General features: G+C 61.7%; 9 protein-coding genes. 8 read left to right on the top strand and 1 reads right to left on the bottom strand.

The window, feature by feature from the left end:
- Window positions 1-213 precede the first annotated feature (213 nt).
- The 5 genes from CDO35_RS09930 (at window position 214) to sucD (ending at window position 8,141) form a co-directional block, all read left to right on the top strand.
- The gene (locus CDO35_RS09930) at window positions 214-3,045 is read left to right on the top strand and encodes a 2-oxoglutarate dehydrogenase E1 component (protein WP_099524363.1); all 2,832 of its coding nucleotides are present in this window, start codon (window positions 214-216) and stop codon (window positions 3,043-3,045) included.
- Between the two features lie 64 nt (window positions 3,046-3,109).
- Complete coding sequence (gene odhB / locus CDO35_RS09925) at window positions 3,110-4,345, top strand: 2-oxoglutarate dehydrogenase complex dihydrolipoyllysine-residue succinyltransferase (RefSeq protein WP_099524360.1); 1,236 nt, start codon at window positions 3,110-3,112, stop codon at window positions 4,343-4,345.
- 66 nt (window positions 4,346-4,411) lie between these two features.
- Window positions 4,412-5,848 carry a dihydrolipoyl dehydrogenase gene (lpdA, locus tag CDO35_RS09920; protein ID WP_099524359.1) on the top strand — a complete coding sequence of 479 codons (1,437 nt, stop codon included), beginning with the start codon at window positions 4,412-4,414 and terminating at the stop codon, window positions 5,846-5,848.
- Between the two features lie 239 nt (window positions 5,849-6,087).
- The gene (gene sucC, locus CDO35_RS09915; RefSeq protein WP_037051889.1) at window positions 6,088-7,254 is read left to right on the top strand and encodes an ADP-forming succinate--CoA ligase subunit beta; all 1,167 of its coding nucleotides are present in this window, start codon (window positions 6,088-6,090) and stop codon (window positions 7,252-7,254) included.
- Window positions 7,254-8,141 (top strand): succinate--CoA ligase subunit alpha, encoded by an 888-nt coding sequence (gene sucD, locus CDO35_RS09910; protein WP_059392427.1) that lies wholly within the window; start codon window positions 7,254-7,256, stop codon window positions 8,139-8,141. Before sucC ends, sucD begins: the two co-directional genes overlap by 1 nt.
- A 131-nt stretch (window positions 8,142-8,272) precedes the next feature.
- Here the strand turns inward: sucD and CDO35_RS09905 are convergent, their stop codons facing one another.
- Complete coding sequence (locus CDO35_RS09905; protein WP_099524356.1) at window positions 8,273-10,357, bottom strand: TonB-dependent receptor family protein; 2,085 nt, start codon at window positions 10,355-10,357, stop codon at window positions 8,273-8,275.
- A gap of 196 nt (window positions 10,358-10,553) precedes the next feature.
- On the opposite strand from CDO35_RS09905, the gene CDO35_RS09900 reads away from it, so the two are divergent.
- From CDO35_RS09900 to CDO35_RS09890, 3 genes are read left to right on the top strand one after another with little or no spacing between them, the layout of a single operon-like run.
- On the top strand, window positions 10,554-11,675 hold the full coding sequence (locus CDO35_RS09900; RefSeq protein WP_099524354.1) for a gluconokinase, GntK/IdnK-type: 1,122 nt from the start codon (window positions 10,554-10,556) through the stop codon (window positions 11,673-11,675).
- Between the two features lie 49 nt (window positions 11,676-11,724).
- Window positions 11,725-13,002, top strand: coding sequence for a TRAP transporter large permease (locus CDO35_RS09895; RefSeq protein WP_099524351.1), 1,278 nt, complete (start codon window positions 11,725-11,727; stop codon window positions 13,000-13,002).
- Window positions 13,003-13,059: 57 nt separating this feature from the next.
- Complete coding sequence (locus tag CDO35_RS09890) at window positions 13,060-14,073, top strand: TRAP transporter substrate-binding protein (RefSeq protein WP_099524350.1); 1,014 nt, start codon at window positions 13,060-13,062, stop codon at window positions 14,071-14,073.
- The last annotated feature ends 2 nt before the right edge of the window (window positions 14,074-14,075 follow it).

Here is a 14,075-nt window from a genome sequence, read left to right as displayed (position 1 = left end):
GGCTTAGGTCGGCCTCGCAGTAAAGCCAGAGCTGCAGCCCACAAAGCCGCGGCTCATACTCGAAAAATATGACGACCAGCAGGGGCATCCGGGCTGGTACCCGGACTATCTGCGGGAACCCAAGTGGCTTCATCCGAGTCGCAGCATCATGACTTTGATTAAGGCTATGCGGTATTCACGCCGGTGGTGTCCCCTTACCGAGGGTGACCAAGCATGCAAGAAAGCGTGATGCAGCGCATGTGGGACAGTGCCCACCTATCCGGTGGCAACGCTGCCTACGTGGAAGAGCTCTACGAGCTCTACCTGCACGATCCCAACGCTGTGCCAGAAGAGTGGCGCACTTACTTCCAGAAGTTGCCGACCGACGGCAGCGCTGCAACGGACGTATCGCATTCGACCATTCGCGATCATTTCGTCCTGCTCGCCAAGAATTCGCGTCGTGCCCAGCCGGTTTCCGCCGGGGCCGTCAGCAGCGAGCACGAAAAGAAGCAGGTGGAAGTGCTGCGCTTGATCCAGGCCTACCGCATGCGTGGCCATCAGGCCGCCCAGCTTGACCCTCTGGGTCTGTGGGTGCGCACTGCGCCGTCTGACCTGTCGATCAATCACTACGGCCTGACCGACGCGGATCTGGACACCACATTCCGCACTGGCGAGCTGTACATCGGCAAGGAAGAGGCAACGCTACGCGAAATTCGCGATGCGCTGCAGCAGACATATTGTCGCACCATCGGTGCCGAGTTCACCCACATCGTCGACTCCGGTCAGCGCAACTGGTTCGCCCAGCGCCTGGAAAGCGTGCGCGGTCGTCCGCAGTTTTCCGCCGAAGTGCAGGCGCATGTGCTCGAGCGCGTCACCGCTGCCGAAGGTCTGGAAAAGTACCTGGGCACCAAGTACCCGGGCACCAAGCGTTTCGGTCTGGAGGGTGGCGAAAGCCTGATCCCGCTGCTGGACGAAATCATCCAGCGTTCCGGCTCCTACGGCACCAAGGAAGTGGTCATCGGTATGGCCCACCGCGGCCGTCTGAACGTCCTGGTCAACACCTTCGGCAAGAACCCGCGCGACCTGTTCGACGAGTTCGAAGGCAAGAAGACCGAGGGTCTGTCGTCCGGTGACGTGAAGTACCACCAGGGCTTTTCCTCCAACGTCATGACCGCTGGTGGCGAAGTGCACCTGGCGCTGGCGTTCAACCCTTCGCACCTGGAGATCGTTTCTCCGGTGGTCGAGGGTTCGGTGCGTGCTCGTCAGGATCGTCGCAGTGACGCCACTGGCGACAAGGTACTGCCGATTTCCATCCACGGTGACGCGGCTTTCGCCGGTCAGGGTGTGGTCATGGAAACCTTCCAGATGTCGCAGACCCGCGGCTACAAGACTGGCGGCACCATCCACATCGTGATCAACAACCAGGTCGGCTTCACCATCAGCAACCCGTTGGACGCACGCTCCACCGAGTACGCGACCGACGTGGCCAAGATGATCCAGGCGCCGATCTTCCATGTGAATGGTGATGATCCGGAAGCTGTGCTGTTCGTGACCCAGTTGGCTGTCGACTACCGCATGCAGTACAAGCGTGACGTGGTCATCGACCTGGTCTGCTACCGTCGCCGCGGCCACAACGAGGCCGACGAGCCAAATGGCACCCAGCCGCTGATGTACCAGCAGATCGCCAAGCAGCGCACCACCCGTGAACTGTACGCTGATGCCCTGATTGCGGCCGGCGCACAGACCAGCGACGACGTGCAGGCCAAGATCGACGAGTACCGCACGGCACTGGACAACGGCCAGCACGTGGTCAAGAGCCTGGTCAAGGAGCCGAACAAGGAGCTGTTCGTCGACTGGCGTCCTTACCTGGGCCATGCCTGGACCGCGCGTCATGACACCCGTTTCGATCTGAAGACCCTGCAGGACTTGTCCGCCAAGCTGCTGGAAATCCCGGAAGGTTTCCTGGTTCAGCGTCAGGTGGCGAAGATCCTCGAAGACCGTCAGAAGATGGGTGCGGGCGGCTTGCCGATCAACTGGGGCTTCGCCGAAACCATGGCCTACGCCACGCTGCTGGTTGAAGGTCACCCGATCCGCATGACCGGTCAGGACATCGGCCGCGGTACCTTCTCGCACCGTCACGCGGTGCTGCACAACCAGAAGGATGCGGCGACCTACGTTCCGCTGAAGAACCTGTACGACGGCCAGCCGAAGTTCGAACTGTACGACTCCTACCTCTCCGAGGAAGCGGTGCTGGCTTTCGAATACGGCTATGCCACCACCACGCCGAGTGCGCTGGTGATCTGGGAAGCCCAGTTCGGCGACTTCGCCAACGGTGCCCAGGTGGTATTCGACCAGTTCATTTCCAGTGGCGAGACCAAGTGGGGCCGTCTGTGCGGTCTGACCGTTCTGCTGCCGCACGGTTATGAAGGGCAGGGGCCTGAGCACAGCTCGGCGCGTCTGGAGCGTTACCTGCAATTGTGCGCCGAGCACAACATGCAGGTCTGCGTACCGACCACCCCAGCGCAGGTCTACCACATGCTGCGTCGCCAGGTGATCCGTCCGCTGCGCAAGCCGCTGGTGGTGCTGACGCCGAAGTCGCTGCTGCGCCACAAGCTGGCCATCTCGACTCTGGAAGATCTGGCCGAAGGCTCGTTCCAGACCGTGATCGGCGAGATCGATTCGCTGGACCCGAAAAAGGTCGAGCGTCTGGTCCTGTGCAGCGGCAAGGTCTACTACGACCTGCTGGAGAAGCGTCGTGCCGAGGGCCGCGAAGACATCGCTATCGTGCGTCTCGAGCAGCTCTATCCGTTCCCGGAAGACGATCTGGCCGAAGCACTGGCGCCGTATAAGAACCTCAAGCACATCGTCTGGTGTCAGGAAGAGCCGATGAACCAGGGCGCTTGGTACTGCAGCCAGCACCACATGCGTCGCGTCGCTACTGCACACAAGAAGTCGCTGCTCCTGGAGTACGCCGGTCGTGATGCCTCGGCTGCGCCAGCTTGTGGTTATGCGTCGATGCACGCCGAGCAGCAGGAAAAACTGCTGCAGGACGCCTTTACTGTTTAACGCCTTCATCCGGCAGGTGGCGAGTGCCACCTGCCGGTAAACCGAATTTAAGGAAACGCATACAATGGCTATCGAGATCAAAGCCCCAACCTTCCCGGAATCGGTTGCCGACGGCACCGTGGCCACCTGGCACAAGAAGCCGGGCGAAGCGGTCAAGCGCGATGAGCTGATCGTCGACATCGAAACCGACAAGGTCGTGATCGAAGTACTGGCTGAGGCCGATGGTGTCCTGGCTGAAATCATCAAGAACGAAGGCGATACCGTTCTCTCCAACGAGCTGCTGGGCAAGCTGACCGAAGGTGGCGCTGCCGCCGCCGCTCCGGCTGCCGCACCGGCCGCTGCCGCTGCCGCTGCTCCGGCCCAGGCTGCTGCTCCGGCTGCCGCTGCTAGTGACGACGCCATCCTCTCGCCGGCCGCACGCAAGCTGGCCGAAGAGAACGGTATCGACCCGAACAGCATTGCCGGCACCGGTAAGGGTGGCCGTGTGACCAAGGAAGACGTGGTCGCTGCCGTCGAAGCCAAGAAGAACGCCCCGGCTGCCGCTGCCAAGCCCGCCGCTGCCCCGGCTGCTGCCGCTGCTGTAGTCGCCACTGGCGACCGCACCGAGAAGCGTGTGCCGATGACCCGTCTGCGCGCCAAGATCGCCGAGCGTCTGGTCGAAGCCCAGTCCACCATGGCCATGCTGACCACCTTCAACGAAGTGGACATGACCGAAGTCATGGCCCTGCGTTCGAAGTACAAGGACCTGTTCGAGAAATCCCACAACGGCGTGCGTCTGGGCTTCATGTCGTTCTTCGTAAAGGCAGCTACCGAAGCGCTGAAGCGTTTCCCGGCAGTCAACGCCTCGATCGACGGCAACGACATCGTTTATCACGGCTACGCCGACATCGGTGTTGCAGTGTCCAGCGACCGTGGCCTGGTGGTGCCGGTATTGCGTAACGCCGAGCAAATGAGCCTGGCTGAAATCGAGAGCGGCATCGCCACCTTCGGCAAGAAAGCCAAAGACGGCAAGCTGTCGATCGAAGAAATGACTGGCGGCACCTTCACCATCACCAACGGTGGTACCTTTGGTTCGATGATGTCGACCCCGATCGTCAACCCGCCGCAGGCTGCGATCCTGGGTATGCACAATATCGTTCAGCGCCCGATGGCCATCAACGGCCAGGTGGTGATCCGTCCGATGATGTACCTGGCGCTGTCTTACGACCACCGCCTGATCGATGGTAAGGAAGCCGTGACCTTCCTGGTAACCATCAAGAACTTGCTTGAAGACCCGGCTCGCCTGCTGCTGGAAATCTAAAAGCCAGTCTCCTCCACGGCGGCCCTGTTCTCAGGGCCGTCCGGTTTATTCGAGAAGGAATACGTTATGACCCAGAAATTCGACGTGGTAGTCATCGGTGCCGGCCCTGGTGGCTATGTAGCCGCCATCAAAGCAGCGCAACTCGGCCTTAAGACTGCCTGCATCGAGAAGTACCAGGGCAGCGACGGCAAGGTCGCTCTCGGCGGCACTTGCCTGAACGTCGGTTGCATTCCGTCCAAGGCGCTGCTGGACAGCTCCTGGAAGTACCACGAAGCGAAAGACGGCTTCGCCGTGCATGGTATCGAAGCCAAAGGCGTGACCATCGACGTCCCGGCCATGGTGGCGCGCAAGAACACCATCATCAAGAACCTCACCGGCGGTGTTGCCGGTCTGTTCAAGGCCAACGGCGTGACCCTGCTCGAAGGTCACGGCAAGCTGCTGGCTGGCAAACAGGTCGAAGTCACTGGCACCGATGGCAAAAGCCAGGTGGTTGAAGCTGCTCACGTGATCATCGCCTCCGGCTCCAAGCCGGTCGAGATCCCGCCGGCTCCGGTCGATCAAGACGTGATCGTCGACTCCACTGGTGCCCTGGAATTCCAGAGCGTACCGAAGAAGCTGGGCGTCATCGGCGCTGGCGTAATCGGTCTGGAGCTGGGCTCGGTATGGGCTCGCCTGGGTGCTGAAGTCACCGTTCTGGAAGCCATGGACAAGTTCCTCGCGGCTGCCGACGAGCAGATCGCCAAGGAAGCCCAGAAGACCCTGACCAAGCAGGGCCTGGACATCCGCCTGGGTGCTCGCGTGACCGGTTCGGAGGTCAAGAAGAAGCAGGTTGTGGTCAGTTTCACTGACGCCAATGGCGAGCAGAAAATGACTTTCGACAAGCTGATCGTGGCCGTAGGCCGTCGTCCGGTGACCACCGATCTGCTGGCTGCTGACAGCGGCGTTGACCTGGACGAGCGCGGCTTCATCTTCGTCAACGACCAGTGCGAAACCAGCGTTCCGGGCGTCTACGCCATCGGTGACGTGGTCCGTGGCGCGATGCTCGCGCACAAAGCCTCGGAAGAGGGCGTGATGGTTGCTGAGCGCATCGCTGGCCACAAGGCGCAGATGAACTATGACCTGATCCCGTCCGTGATCTACACCCATCCGGAAATCGCATGGGTCGGCAAGACCGAGCAGCAACTGAAGGCTGAAGGCGTTGCAGTCAACGTCGGTACTTTCCCGTTCGCTGCCAGCGGTCGCGCCATGGCGGCCAACGACACTGGCGGTTTCGTCAAGGTCATTGCTGACGCCAACACCGACCGTGTGCTGGGTGTTCACGTGATCGGCCCAAGCGCTGCCGAGCTGGTACAGCAAGGCGCAATCGGCATGGAATTCGGCACCAGCGCCGAAGACCTGGGCATGATGGTCTTCTCCCACCCGACCCTGTCCGAGGCGCTGCACGAAGCGGCCCTGGCAGTGAACGGCGGCGCGATTCACATCGCCAATCGCAAGAAACGCTAAGCGTTAGTGGCCGACTCGTTCGGCCACTCAAGTTGTTGTAAGCCGCCGTGGTAGGCGGGGCGTCGTGTAATCGCCTCATCGCTACGGTGGTGTTTGCAAGCAGAACCACGTCGGGTGGCCCGCGTCGAGTCCAACTCGCAGCGCAAGCCCCCGACGGACTGCTTCGGCAGTCACAGGTGGCGCGGTATCACAAGTACAGCGCCGAATGCGCAATACCTAAACGAAGACGGTAGACAAGCATGAATCTTCACGAGTATCAGGGTAAGCAGCTGTTCGCTGAATACGGCCTGCCCGTATCCAAGGGTTTCGCGGTAGACACCCCGGAAGAAGCCGCAGAAGCCTGCGAAAAAATCGGCGGCAGCGAGTGGGTCGTCAAAGCTCAGGTCCACGCTGGTGGCCGCGGTAAAGCCGGTGGCGTAAAGCTGGTCAAGAGCAAAGAAGACGCCAAGGCCTTCGCCGCCAACTGGCTGGGCAAGCGTCTGGTGACCTACCAGACTGACGCCAACGGTCAGCCGGTCAGCAAAATCCTGGTCGAATCCTGCACTGACATCGCCAAGGAACTGTACCTGGGCGCTGTAGTGGACCGCTCCAGCCGTCGCATCGTGTTCATGGCTTCCACCGAAGGTGGCGTGGACATCGAGAAAGTGGCCCACGAAACTCCTGAGAAGATCCTCAAGGCCACCGTTGACCCGCTGGTCGGCGCTCAGCCGTACCAGGGTCGCGAGCTGGCTTTCCAGCTGGGCCTGGAAGGCAAGCAAGTCGCTCAGTTCGCCAAGATCTTCGTAGGTCTGGCCAAACTGTTCAAAGATCACGATCTGGCTCTGCTGGAAGTCAACCCGCTGGTCATCAAGGCCGACGGCGACCTGCACTGCCTGGACGCGAAGATCAACATCGACGCTAACGCCATGTACCGTCAGCCGAAGCTGAAGACCTTCCACGACCCGTCGCAAGACGATCCTCGTGAAGCCCACGCTGCCAGCTTCGAGCTGAACTACGTGGCCCTGGAAGGCAACATCGGCTGCATGGTCAACGGTGCCGGTCTGGCCATGGGTACCATGGACATCGTCAACCTGCACGGCGGCAAGCCAGCCAACTTCCTCGACGTAGGTGGCGGCGCAACCAAAGAGCGCGTGACCGAAGCCTTCAAGATCATCCTGTCCGACAGCAACGTTGCTGCCGTTCTGGTGAACATCTTCGGCGGCATCGTTCGTTGCGACATGATTGCCGAAGGCATCATCGGCGCAGTGAAAGAAGTCGGCGTGAAAATCCCGGTGGTCGTCCGCCTGGAAGGTAACAACGCTGAGCTGGGCGCCAAGGTCCTGGCTGAAAGCGGCCTGAACATCATCGCGGCAACCAGCCTGACCGACGCTGCTCAGCAAGTCGTCAAAGCTGCGGAGGGCAAGTAATGAGCGTCCTGATCAATAAAGACACCAAAGTCATCTGCCAGGGCTTCACCGGCTCGCAGGGTACTTTCCACTCCGAACAAGCCATCGCCTACGGCACCAAGATGGTTGGCGGCGTGACTCCGGGCAAGGGCGGCACCACTCACCTGGGCCTGCCGGTGTTCAACACCGTGAAAGAAGCCGTTGAAGCCACTGGCGCTGACGCTTCGGTCATCTACGTTCCGGCTCCGTTCTGCAAAGACTCGATCCTGGAAGCTGCATTCGGCGGCATCAAGCTGATCGTCTGCATCACCGAAGGCATTCCTACCCTGGACATGCTGGATGCCAAAGTCATCTGCGACGAGCTGGGCATTACCCTGATCGGCCCGAACTGCCCGGGCGTGATCACTCCCGGCGAGTGCAAGATCGGCATCATGCCGGGTCACATCCACCTGCCAGGCAAAGTCGGCATCGTGTCCCGTTCCGGCACCCTGACCTATGAAGCCGTGAAGCAGACCACCGACGCCGGTTTCGGCCAGTCCACCTGCGTGGGCATCGGCGGTGACCCCATCCCGGGCTCCAACTTCATCGACATCCTGAAGCTGTTCCAGGAAGACCCGAAGACCGAAGCGATCGTCATGATCGGTGAGATCGGCGGTTCGGCTGAAGAAGAAGCGGCTGCCTACATCAAGGCCAACGTCACCAAGCCTGTAGTTTCCTACATCGCTGGTGTGACCGCTCCTCCCGGCAAGCGCATGGGCCACGCTGGCGCCATCATCTCCGGCGGCAAGGGCACTGCAGACGAGAAATTCGCTGCACTGCAGGACGCTGGCGTGAAAACCGTGCGTTCCCTGGCTGACATCGGCAAGGCCCTGGCCGAGCTGACCGGTTGGGAAGTCAAGAAGGCCTAAGCCTTCGCTGACTGCATGCAAAAGGCCACCTTCGGGTGGCCTTTTCTGTTTTTGAGCTGTATTTGCCGATACACATCACCTGGCGTCCTATCCCACAAGAGGGGTGGAGACGCGAGTCTCAGTTGCCAGCCTCAATCGAACTGGTACTGCATGCCAGCGCCGACATACCAGGCGCGCTCCGGGCCGGGTTCGTAGTAGCGGCCGTTGCTATCGCCGACGATCACCGAGCCGATGTACTCGCGATCCAGCAGATTGTCGATGCGCAGCACCTGATTGAAGGTCATTGCACCGGCCTGCTGCTCGAAGCGAACTTGCCAGTTGAACAGCGCGTAGCTGGGTGCGGTCTTGGCTGTGTTGCTGTCTTCGACATACAACTGGCTGCGGTACAGGCCTTCGATGGCGGTGCTGAACCAGTCCAGCGGTTGCCAGGCCAGCTCGCCAAACAGCGTGCGCGCGGGAATGCCTGGCAGGCGATTGCCCGACTCGATCAATCGACCGTTGCTGGTGAAGTTCTTGCTATAGGTGGCGTCGATCTGTGTATAGGCGAGGTTGGCTCGCAAGGTGTCGCTCAGGCGGCTTTCCAGGGCCAGCTCGACGCCGCGGCGGCGAGTCTGGGCGGCGTTCTGGAAGCGTGATCGGCCTCCGCTGGCTGATTCGACCACCAGTTCGTCGTCGGTATCGATCTGGAACAGTGCCAGTTGCAGGCTGGTGGCCTCGGCCAGGCGTGCCTTGAGGCCGACTTCTACCTGCTCGCTGGTGGCCGGTTGCAGGTCGAAGCCGAAGCTGTTGCCGGGGCCGGAGTAGGACAACTCGTTCAGCGTCGGCGTCTCCACGCCCTTGCCCCAGCTGGCGTAGACATTCAGGCCTGGCAACAGGGCGTAACTGGCGCCCAGGGTCGGCGTCAGTTCGCGGTAGGTCACCGAGCCACTATCGTCGCCATTGCTCAGGAAACGGTCGTCCACGTCAAATTCCACCTGGCTGTGACGCAGGCCGGCCTGCAGCTCTAGCGTGCCCAGTTGCCAAGCGGCCTGGACGTAGGGCGACAGGCTGGTGACCTCGTTGCGCTCGTCGCGGCGCAGGTTGCCTTTTACGCCCAGGGTGCTGCCGACGAAGTTTTCAAAACCCTGGCGGTCGTCTCGCGAATAGTCGTAATCCAGGCCGGTGGTGACGGTCAGCAGGCTGCTGCCCAGGTCGAACGACTGAATCCAGCGGCTGCCGATGCCGTGAAAGCGGCGCTCGAAGTCGATCACGCCCCCGCCCTGGCGGGCAGGCGTTTGCGCACCGACTGGAATCGACTGGTACTGAATCACCCGTCGCGTACCGCTATATAGCGTGCTTTGCCAGGTGCCGGCGGCAAAGCTGCGCTCGTAGTTGAGCGCGAACTGACGATGATCGACGGTCTTGCGTGTATCGAACTCCAGTGCGCTGGGCGCGGCGCTGCGGCGGTCGCTCTTCACCTGAGCCCAGGTCAACCCTTGCGGGTCTTGCGTATCGTTCTGATCCAGCTCGCTGAAGCTCAAACTGAGCTTGCTGACATCGTCCGGGTACAGAGTCAGTTTGGCGAAGGTCTTGTCGAGGATGGCGTCGCTATGGTCGCGGTAGCCGTCGGTCTCGAAGTGCGAGCGGTTGATGATGAAACCAGCCTTGTCGTTGCCACCTTCGGCTGCGACGCGGGTGCGACTGGTGCCGTAGGCGGCTTGCGAGGTGTCGAGTGACAGCTTGGGTGGACCTTCGCCATCGCGCGAGAACAACTGGATGACCCCACCGGAGTTGCTGCCGTAAACGCTGGCGAAGGGGCCGCGCAGCACCTCGATACGTTCCAGGGTGTCGAGGTCGAAGGTCGCGGCCTGGCCTTGACCATCGGGGTTGGACAGCGGCACACCGTCAGCTAGCAGCTTGATACCGCGAATACCGAAGGCCGAACGGGCGCCGAAACCTCGCGAGGAGATCTGCAGGTCCTGCGCATAGTTCTGCCGGTTCTGCACCACCAGCCCCGGCACGCCGCCGAGCGCCTCGGACAGGTTGACGCCGGGTTTGCCGAGGGTGGCCTGTTCGGCATCAATGCGGTTGATGGAGAAGGGCAGTTGCCAGCCACTGGCCTGATAGCGGCTGCCGGTGACCACCAGCGGGTCGGCCTGGTAGGTGGCGTTTTCGGCCTGTGCAGTGAGTGACCAGAATAATGGGGGCAGCCAGAAGCAGGGGCTCAGCCGATACATAAGCAAAATGTCTCTCTTGGGGCCGGTAGGCGATCTTGAACGTGTCAGCCAGCAGCGGGCCATAGCTGGACGATCATCATTAATGAAAATGCTCTACGAAATGTTGCCAGGGGAGGGTTGTCGAACGATTTGGATAGCGCTAACATTCGGCTCAAACAATGAGCGGTACCACCTTGATGGTGCCCATGGAGTTCCCATGCAACAGCAGCCTCCCGCACTGCCTGCCCGTACCACCCTGGTGGTCATGGGGGTCAGTGGCTCCGGCAAGAGCGAGATCAGCCAGGCAGTCGCCACTGCCCTCGGTTGGCGTCATATAGAAGCCGATCATTTCCACCCCCCTGAGAACGTAGAGCGCATGCGCGCGGGCACCCCGCTGAGCGACGAAGACCGTCGCCACTGGCTGGATGCGCTGTGCGAGCAGATGCTGGCCGCGCAGGCCGCCGGTGAGTGCTTCGTGCTGGCCTGCTCGGCGCTCAAGCGCGCTTACCGCGAGCGCCTGCGTCAGGCGATTCCGGGATTGCAGTTCGTGCACCTGGATATCGATCACGCTACCGCTGTGCAGCGCGTGGGTGCTCGGCCTGGCCATTTCATGCCGACTTCGCTGGTTGACAGCCAATTCGCCACTCTCGAAAGCCCGGCAGGTGAACCATACGTACGTGTCGTCGATGCGCAGCAGTCGCGGCAAACGTTGGTGGCCGAGATCCAGGCCTGGGTACGTCGCGAAGCGGCGGAGGCCGTGTCGAGCCAGGCTGAGGATATGCTCGAGAGCGAAATTGATAGCGCTAACCAAGCGGCTCAGCTAGGTGCCGAACCCATCTATGAAGGGCGCATCGCGCGCCTGTTCGATCGCCTGACAGATGGAATGATGGCGGTGCTGATGGCCTTCATGGTGGTGGCGGTGTTCAGCAACGTGGTGCTGCGCTACGCATTCGGCACGGGTTGGCCTGGCGCAGAAGAGTTGTCGCGCCTGGCCTTCGTCTGGTTGGTATTCGTCGGCGTGGCCTCCGGCATGCGGCGGGGCGAACTGATGACATTCCGCATGATTCGCGACCGCTTCCCACTGCTGGCGCAACGGCTGGTGGATTCACTGAGCTGGATTCTAGTGGCAGGAGCGAGCCTGCTCTCGGCCTTGGGTGCCTGGAATCAGGTGCAATTCGGCTGGGGCAACGTTAGTACGGTGGTTGGTTACCCAGTGGTGCTGGCGATGCTACCGGTGCTGGCGAGCATGCTGGTGCTGGCGATTCTCGCCGTGGTGCAGTTGATCAACCTCTGGCGGCGTACGCCGCAGCCGGCCCTGAGTCAGGCACACGTCGAATGATGCTAGCTCCATTCCAACAAGACGGGCACTGCCCACCGAGGACCTGCCGATGACTGTCGCGGTATTTCTTTCTTCCCTGCTGGGGTTCATGGCATTCGGCATGCCCATCGCCTTTGCCCTGATCCTTACCGCGGCCGTACTGATGTGGTACCTGGATTTCTGGGACGTGCAGCTGCTGGCGCAGAACCTGCTGGCCGGCGCTGACAGCTTCCCGCTGCTGGCGGTACCTTTCTTCATCCTGGCCGGCGAGCTGATGAACGCCGGCGGCATTTCCCGGCGCATCATCGCGATGGCCCAGGCCTACTTTGGCCACCTGCGCGGAGGCCTCGGTTACGTTGCCATCGCCGCTGCCGTGCTGCTGGCCAGCATGTCCGGTTCGGCACTGGCCGATACTGCGGCGCTGGCCACCTTGCTGTTGCCGATGATGCGCCAGCGTGGTTATCCGGTGCATTCCTCGGCAGGTCTGGTAGCTGCTGGCGGCATCATCGCGCCAATTATTCCGCCATCGATGCCGTTCGTGATCTATGGCGTTGTCACCAACACCTCCATCAGCCAGCTGTTCATGGCGGGGCTGGTGCCGGGGCTGATCATGGGCGCAGGCCTGATCGTCGCCTGGACGCTGATCGCCCGCGGTTTCACCGAGCCGACGCCGCCCAAGGCCACTGCCGCCGAGCGTCGCCGTGTGCTGATCGACGGCGCCGCTGCCTTGATGTTGCCGGTGATCATCGTTGGCGGTCTGCGTTTCGGCATCTTCACGCCCACCGAAGCGGCGGTTGTCGCTGCGGTGTATGCCCTGGCCGTTTCCACCTTGCTCTACCGCGAGCTGAGCTGGAACGACCTGATGGAGACCCTGACCCGCGCCAGCCGCACCACGGCGTCGGTGATGTTCCTTTGCGCCGCGGCCACGGTATCGGCCTACATGATCACCCTGGCCCAGCTGCCGGACGAGATCGGCGCCATGCTCGGGCCACTGGCTGATCATCCAAGACTGCTGGTACTGGCGATCATGCTGTTGATGATCGCGGTAGGCATGGTGCTCGACCTGACGCCGACCATCCTGATTCTGGCACCGGTACTGGCGCCCATCGCGATCAAGGCTGGCGTCGATCCGGTGTACTTCGGCGTGATGTTCGTACTGATCGGCTCCATCGGCCTGATCACCCCGCCAGTCGGCACGGTACTCAACGTCGTCGGCGGTATCGGCAAGTTGCGCATGGAAGTGCTGGTACGCGGCGTCATGCCGTTCTTCCTGATCTATCTGATCATCGTCGCGGTGCTGGTGGCATTCCCGTCCATCGTTACCGTGCCGTTGGCCTGGTTGCGCTGAGTTGACCCAGCGGCGCTGGCGCGCCGTCATCATTCACAACAATAAGAGGTAGTCCCGATGAAACGTCCACTGCTCGCCATCCTCACTGCTGCCATGCTGTGCAGCCCGCTCGCCAGTTTCACCGCCCATGCCGATGACGTGCGTTCGCGCATGATCCGCTTCGGTTATGGTCTCAACGAGAACAGCAACCAGGGCCGTGCGGCCAAGCTGTTCGCCGAAGAGGTGGCCAAGGCTTCCGACGGCAAACTCAAGGTGCGCACTTTCGGCGCCGCCAGCCTGGGCTCCGACGATCAGATGCAGAGCGCGCTGATCGGTGGGGCGCAGGAAATGATGGTCGGTTCGACCGCGACTCTGGTGGGTATCACCAAGGAAATGGCCGTGTGGGACACGCCGTTCCTGTTCAGTAGCGCCGAGCAGGCCGATGCCGTGCTCGACGGCCCGGTGGGCCGCCAGGTCATGGACAAGCTGGAAGAGAAAGGCCTGGTCGGCTTGGTGTACTGGGAAAACGGCTTCCGTAACCTGACCAACAACAGCCGTCCGATCAGCAAGCTGGAGGACTTCTCCGGGGTCAAGTTGCGCGTGATGCCCAACCCGGTGTTTCTCGAGACCTTCAAGCTGATGGGTGCCAACGCGGTGCCGCTGCCGTTCTCCGAGCTGTTCACCGCGCTGGAGACCAAGGCCGTCGACGGCCAGGAAAACCCATTCAACACCATCCTCTCCTCGAAGTTCTACGAGGTGCAGAAGTACCTGACCGTGACCAATCACGTGTACAGCCCGTGGATCGTCACCGTGTCCAAGCGCTGGTGGGATGGCCTGTCGCAGACCGAGCAGAACATCCTGCTGGAGGCGGCCAAGAAGGCGCGTGACTTCGAGCGCAAGGATACCCGCGAGGAGGCAGCCCGCGCCCTGGCCGAGCTGAAGGAGAAGGGCATGCAGATCAACGAAGTGGAGCCCGTCGAAGTGCAGCGCATGCGTGAGCAGGCCGCGCCGGCGATCCAGAAAGTTGTCGATACGGTCGGCCAGCAACTGTTCGATCAGGTCCAGGCTGAAGCCGAGAAGGCCGCTCTATAAGA

This window comes from Pseudomonas sediminis, assembly GCF_002741105.1.
GTDB lineage: Bacteria > Pseudomonadota > Gammaproteobacteria > Pseudomonadales > Pseudomonadaceae > Aquipseudomonas > Aquipseudomonas sediminis.
Note: the sequence above shows the minus strand (reverse complement) of the source record. Positions and strands in the feature narration are given on the sequence as shown.

Excerpts from the sequence above, each read along its gene's own strand:
- CDO35_RS09930 (WP_099524363.1), top strand. The coding sequence starts at position 214 with ATGCAAGAAAGCGTGATGCAGCGCATGTGGGACAGTGCCCACCTATCC.
- odhB (WP_099524360.1), top strand. The coding sequence starts at position 3,110 with ATGGCTATCGAGATCAAAGCCCCAACCTTCCCGGAATCGGTTGCCGAC.
- lpdA (WP_099524359.1), top strand. The coding sequence starts at position 4,412 with ATGACCCAGAAATTCGACGTGGTAGTCATCGGTGCCGGCCCTGGTGGC.
- sucC (WP_037051889.1), top strand. The coding sequence starts at position 6,088 with ATGAATCTTCACGAGTATCAGGGTAAGCAGCTGTTCGCTGAATACGGC.
- sucD (WP_059392427.1), top strand. The coding sequence starts at position 7,254 with ATGAGCGTCCTGATCAATAAAGACACCAAAGTCATCTGCCAGGGCTTC.
- CDO35_RS09905 (WP_099524356.1), bottom strand. The coding sequence starts at position 10,357 with ATGTATCGGCTGAGCCCCTGCTTCTGGCTGCCCCCATTATTCTGGTCA.
- CDO35_RS09900 (WP_099524354.1), top strand. The coding sequence starts at position 10,554 with ATGCAACAGCAGCCTCCCGCACTGCCTGCCCGTACCACCCTGGTGGTC.
- CDO35_RS09895 (WP_099524351.1), top strand. The coding sequence starts at position 11,725 with ATGACTGTCGCGGTATTTCTTTCTTCCCTGCTGGGGTTCATGGCATTC.
- CDO35_RS09890 (WP_099524350.1), top strand. The coding sequence starts at position 13,060 with ATGAAACGTCCACTGCTCGCCATCCTCACTGCTGCCATGCTGTGCAGC.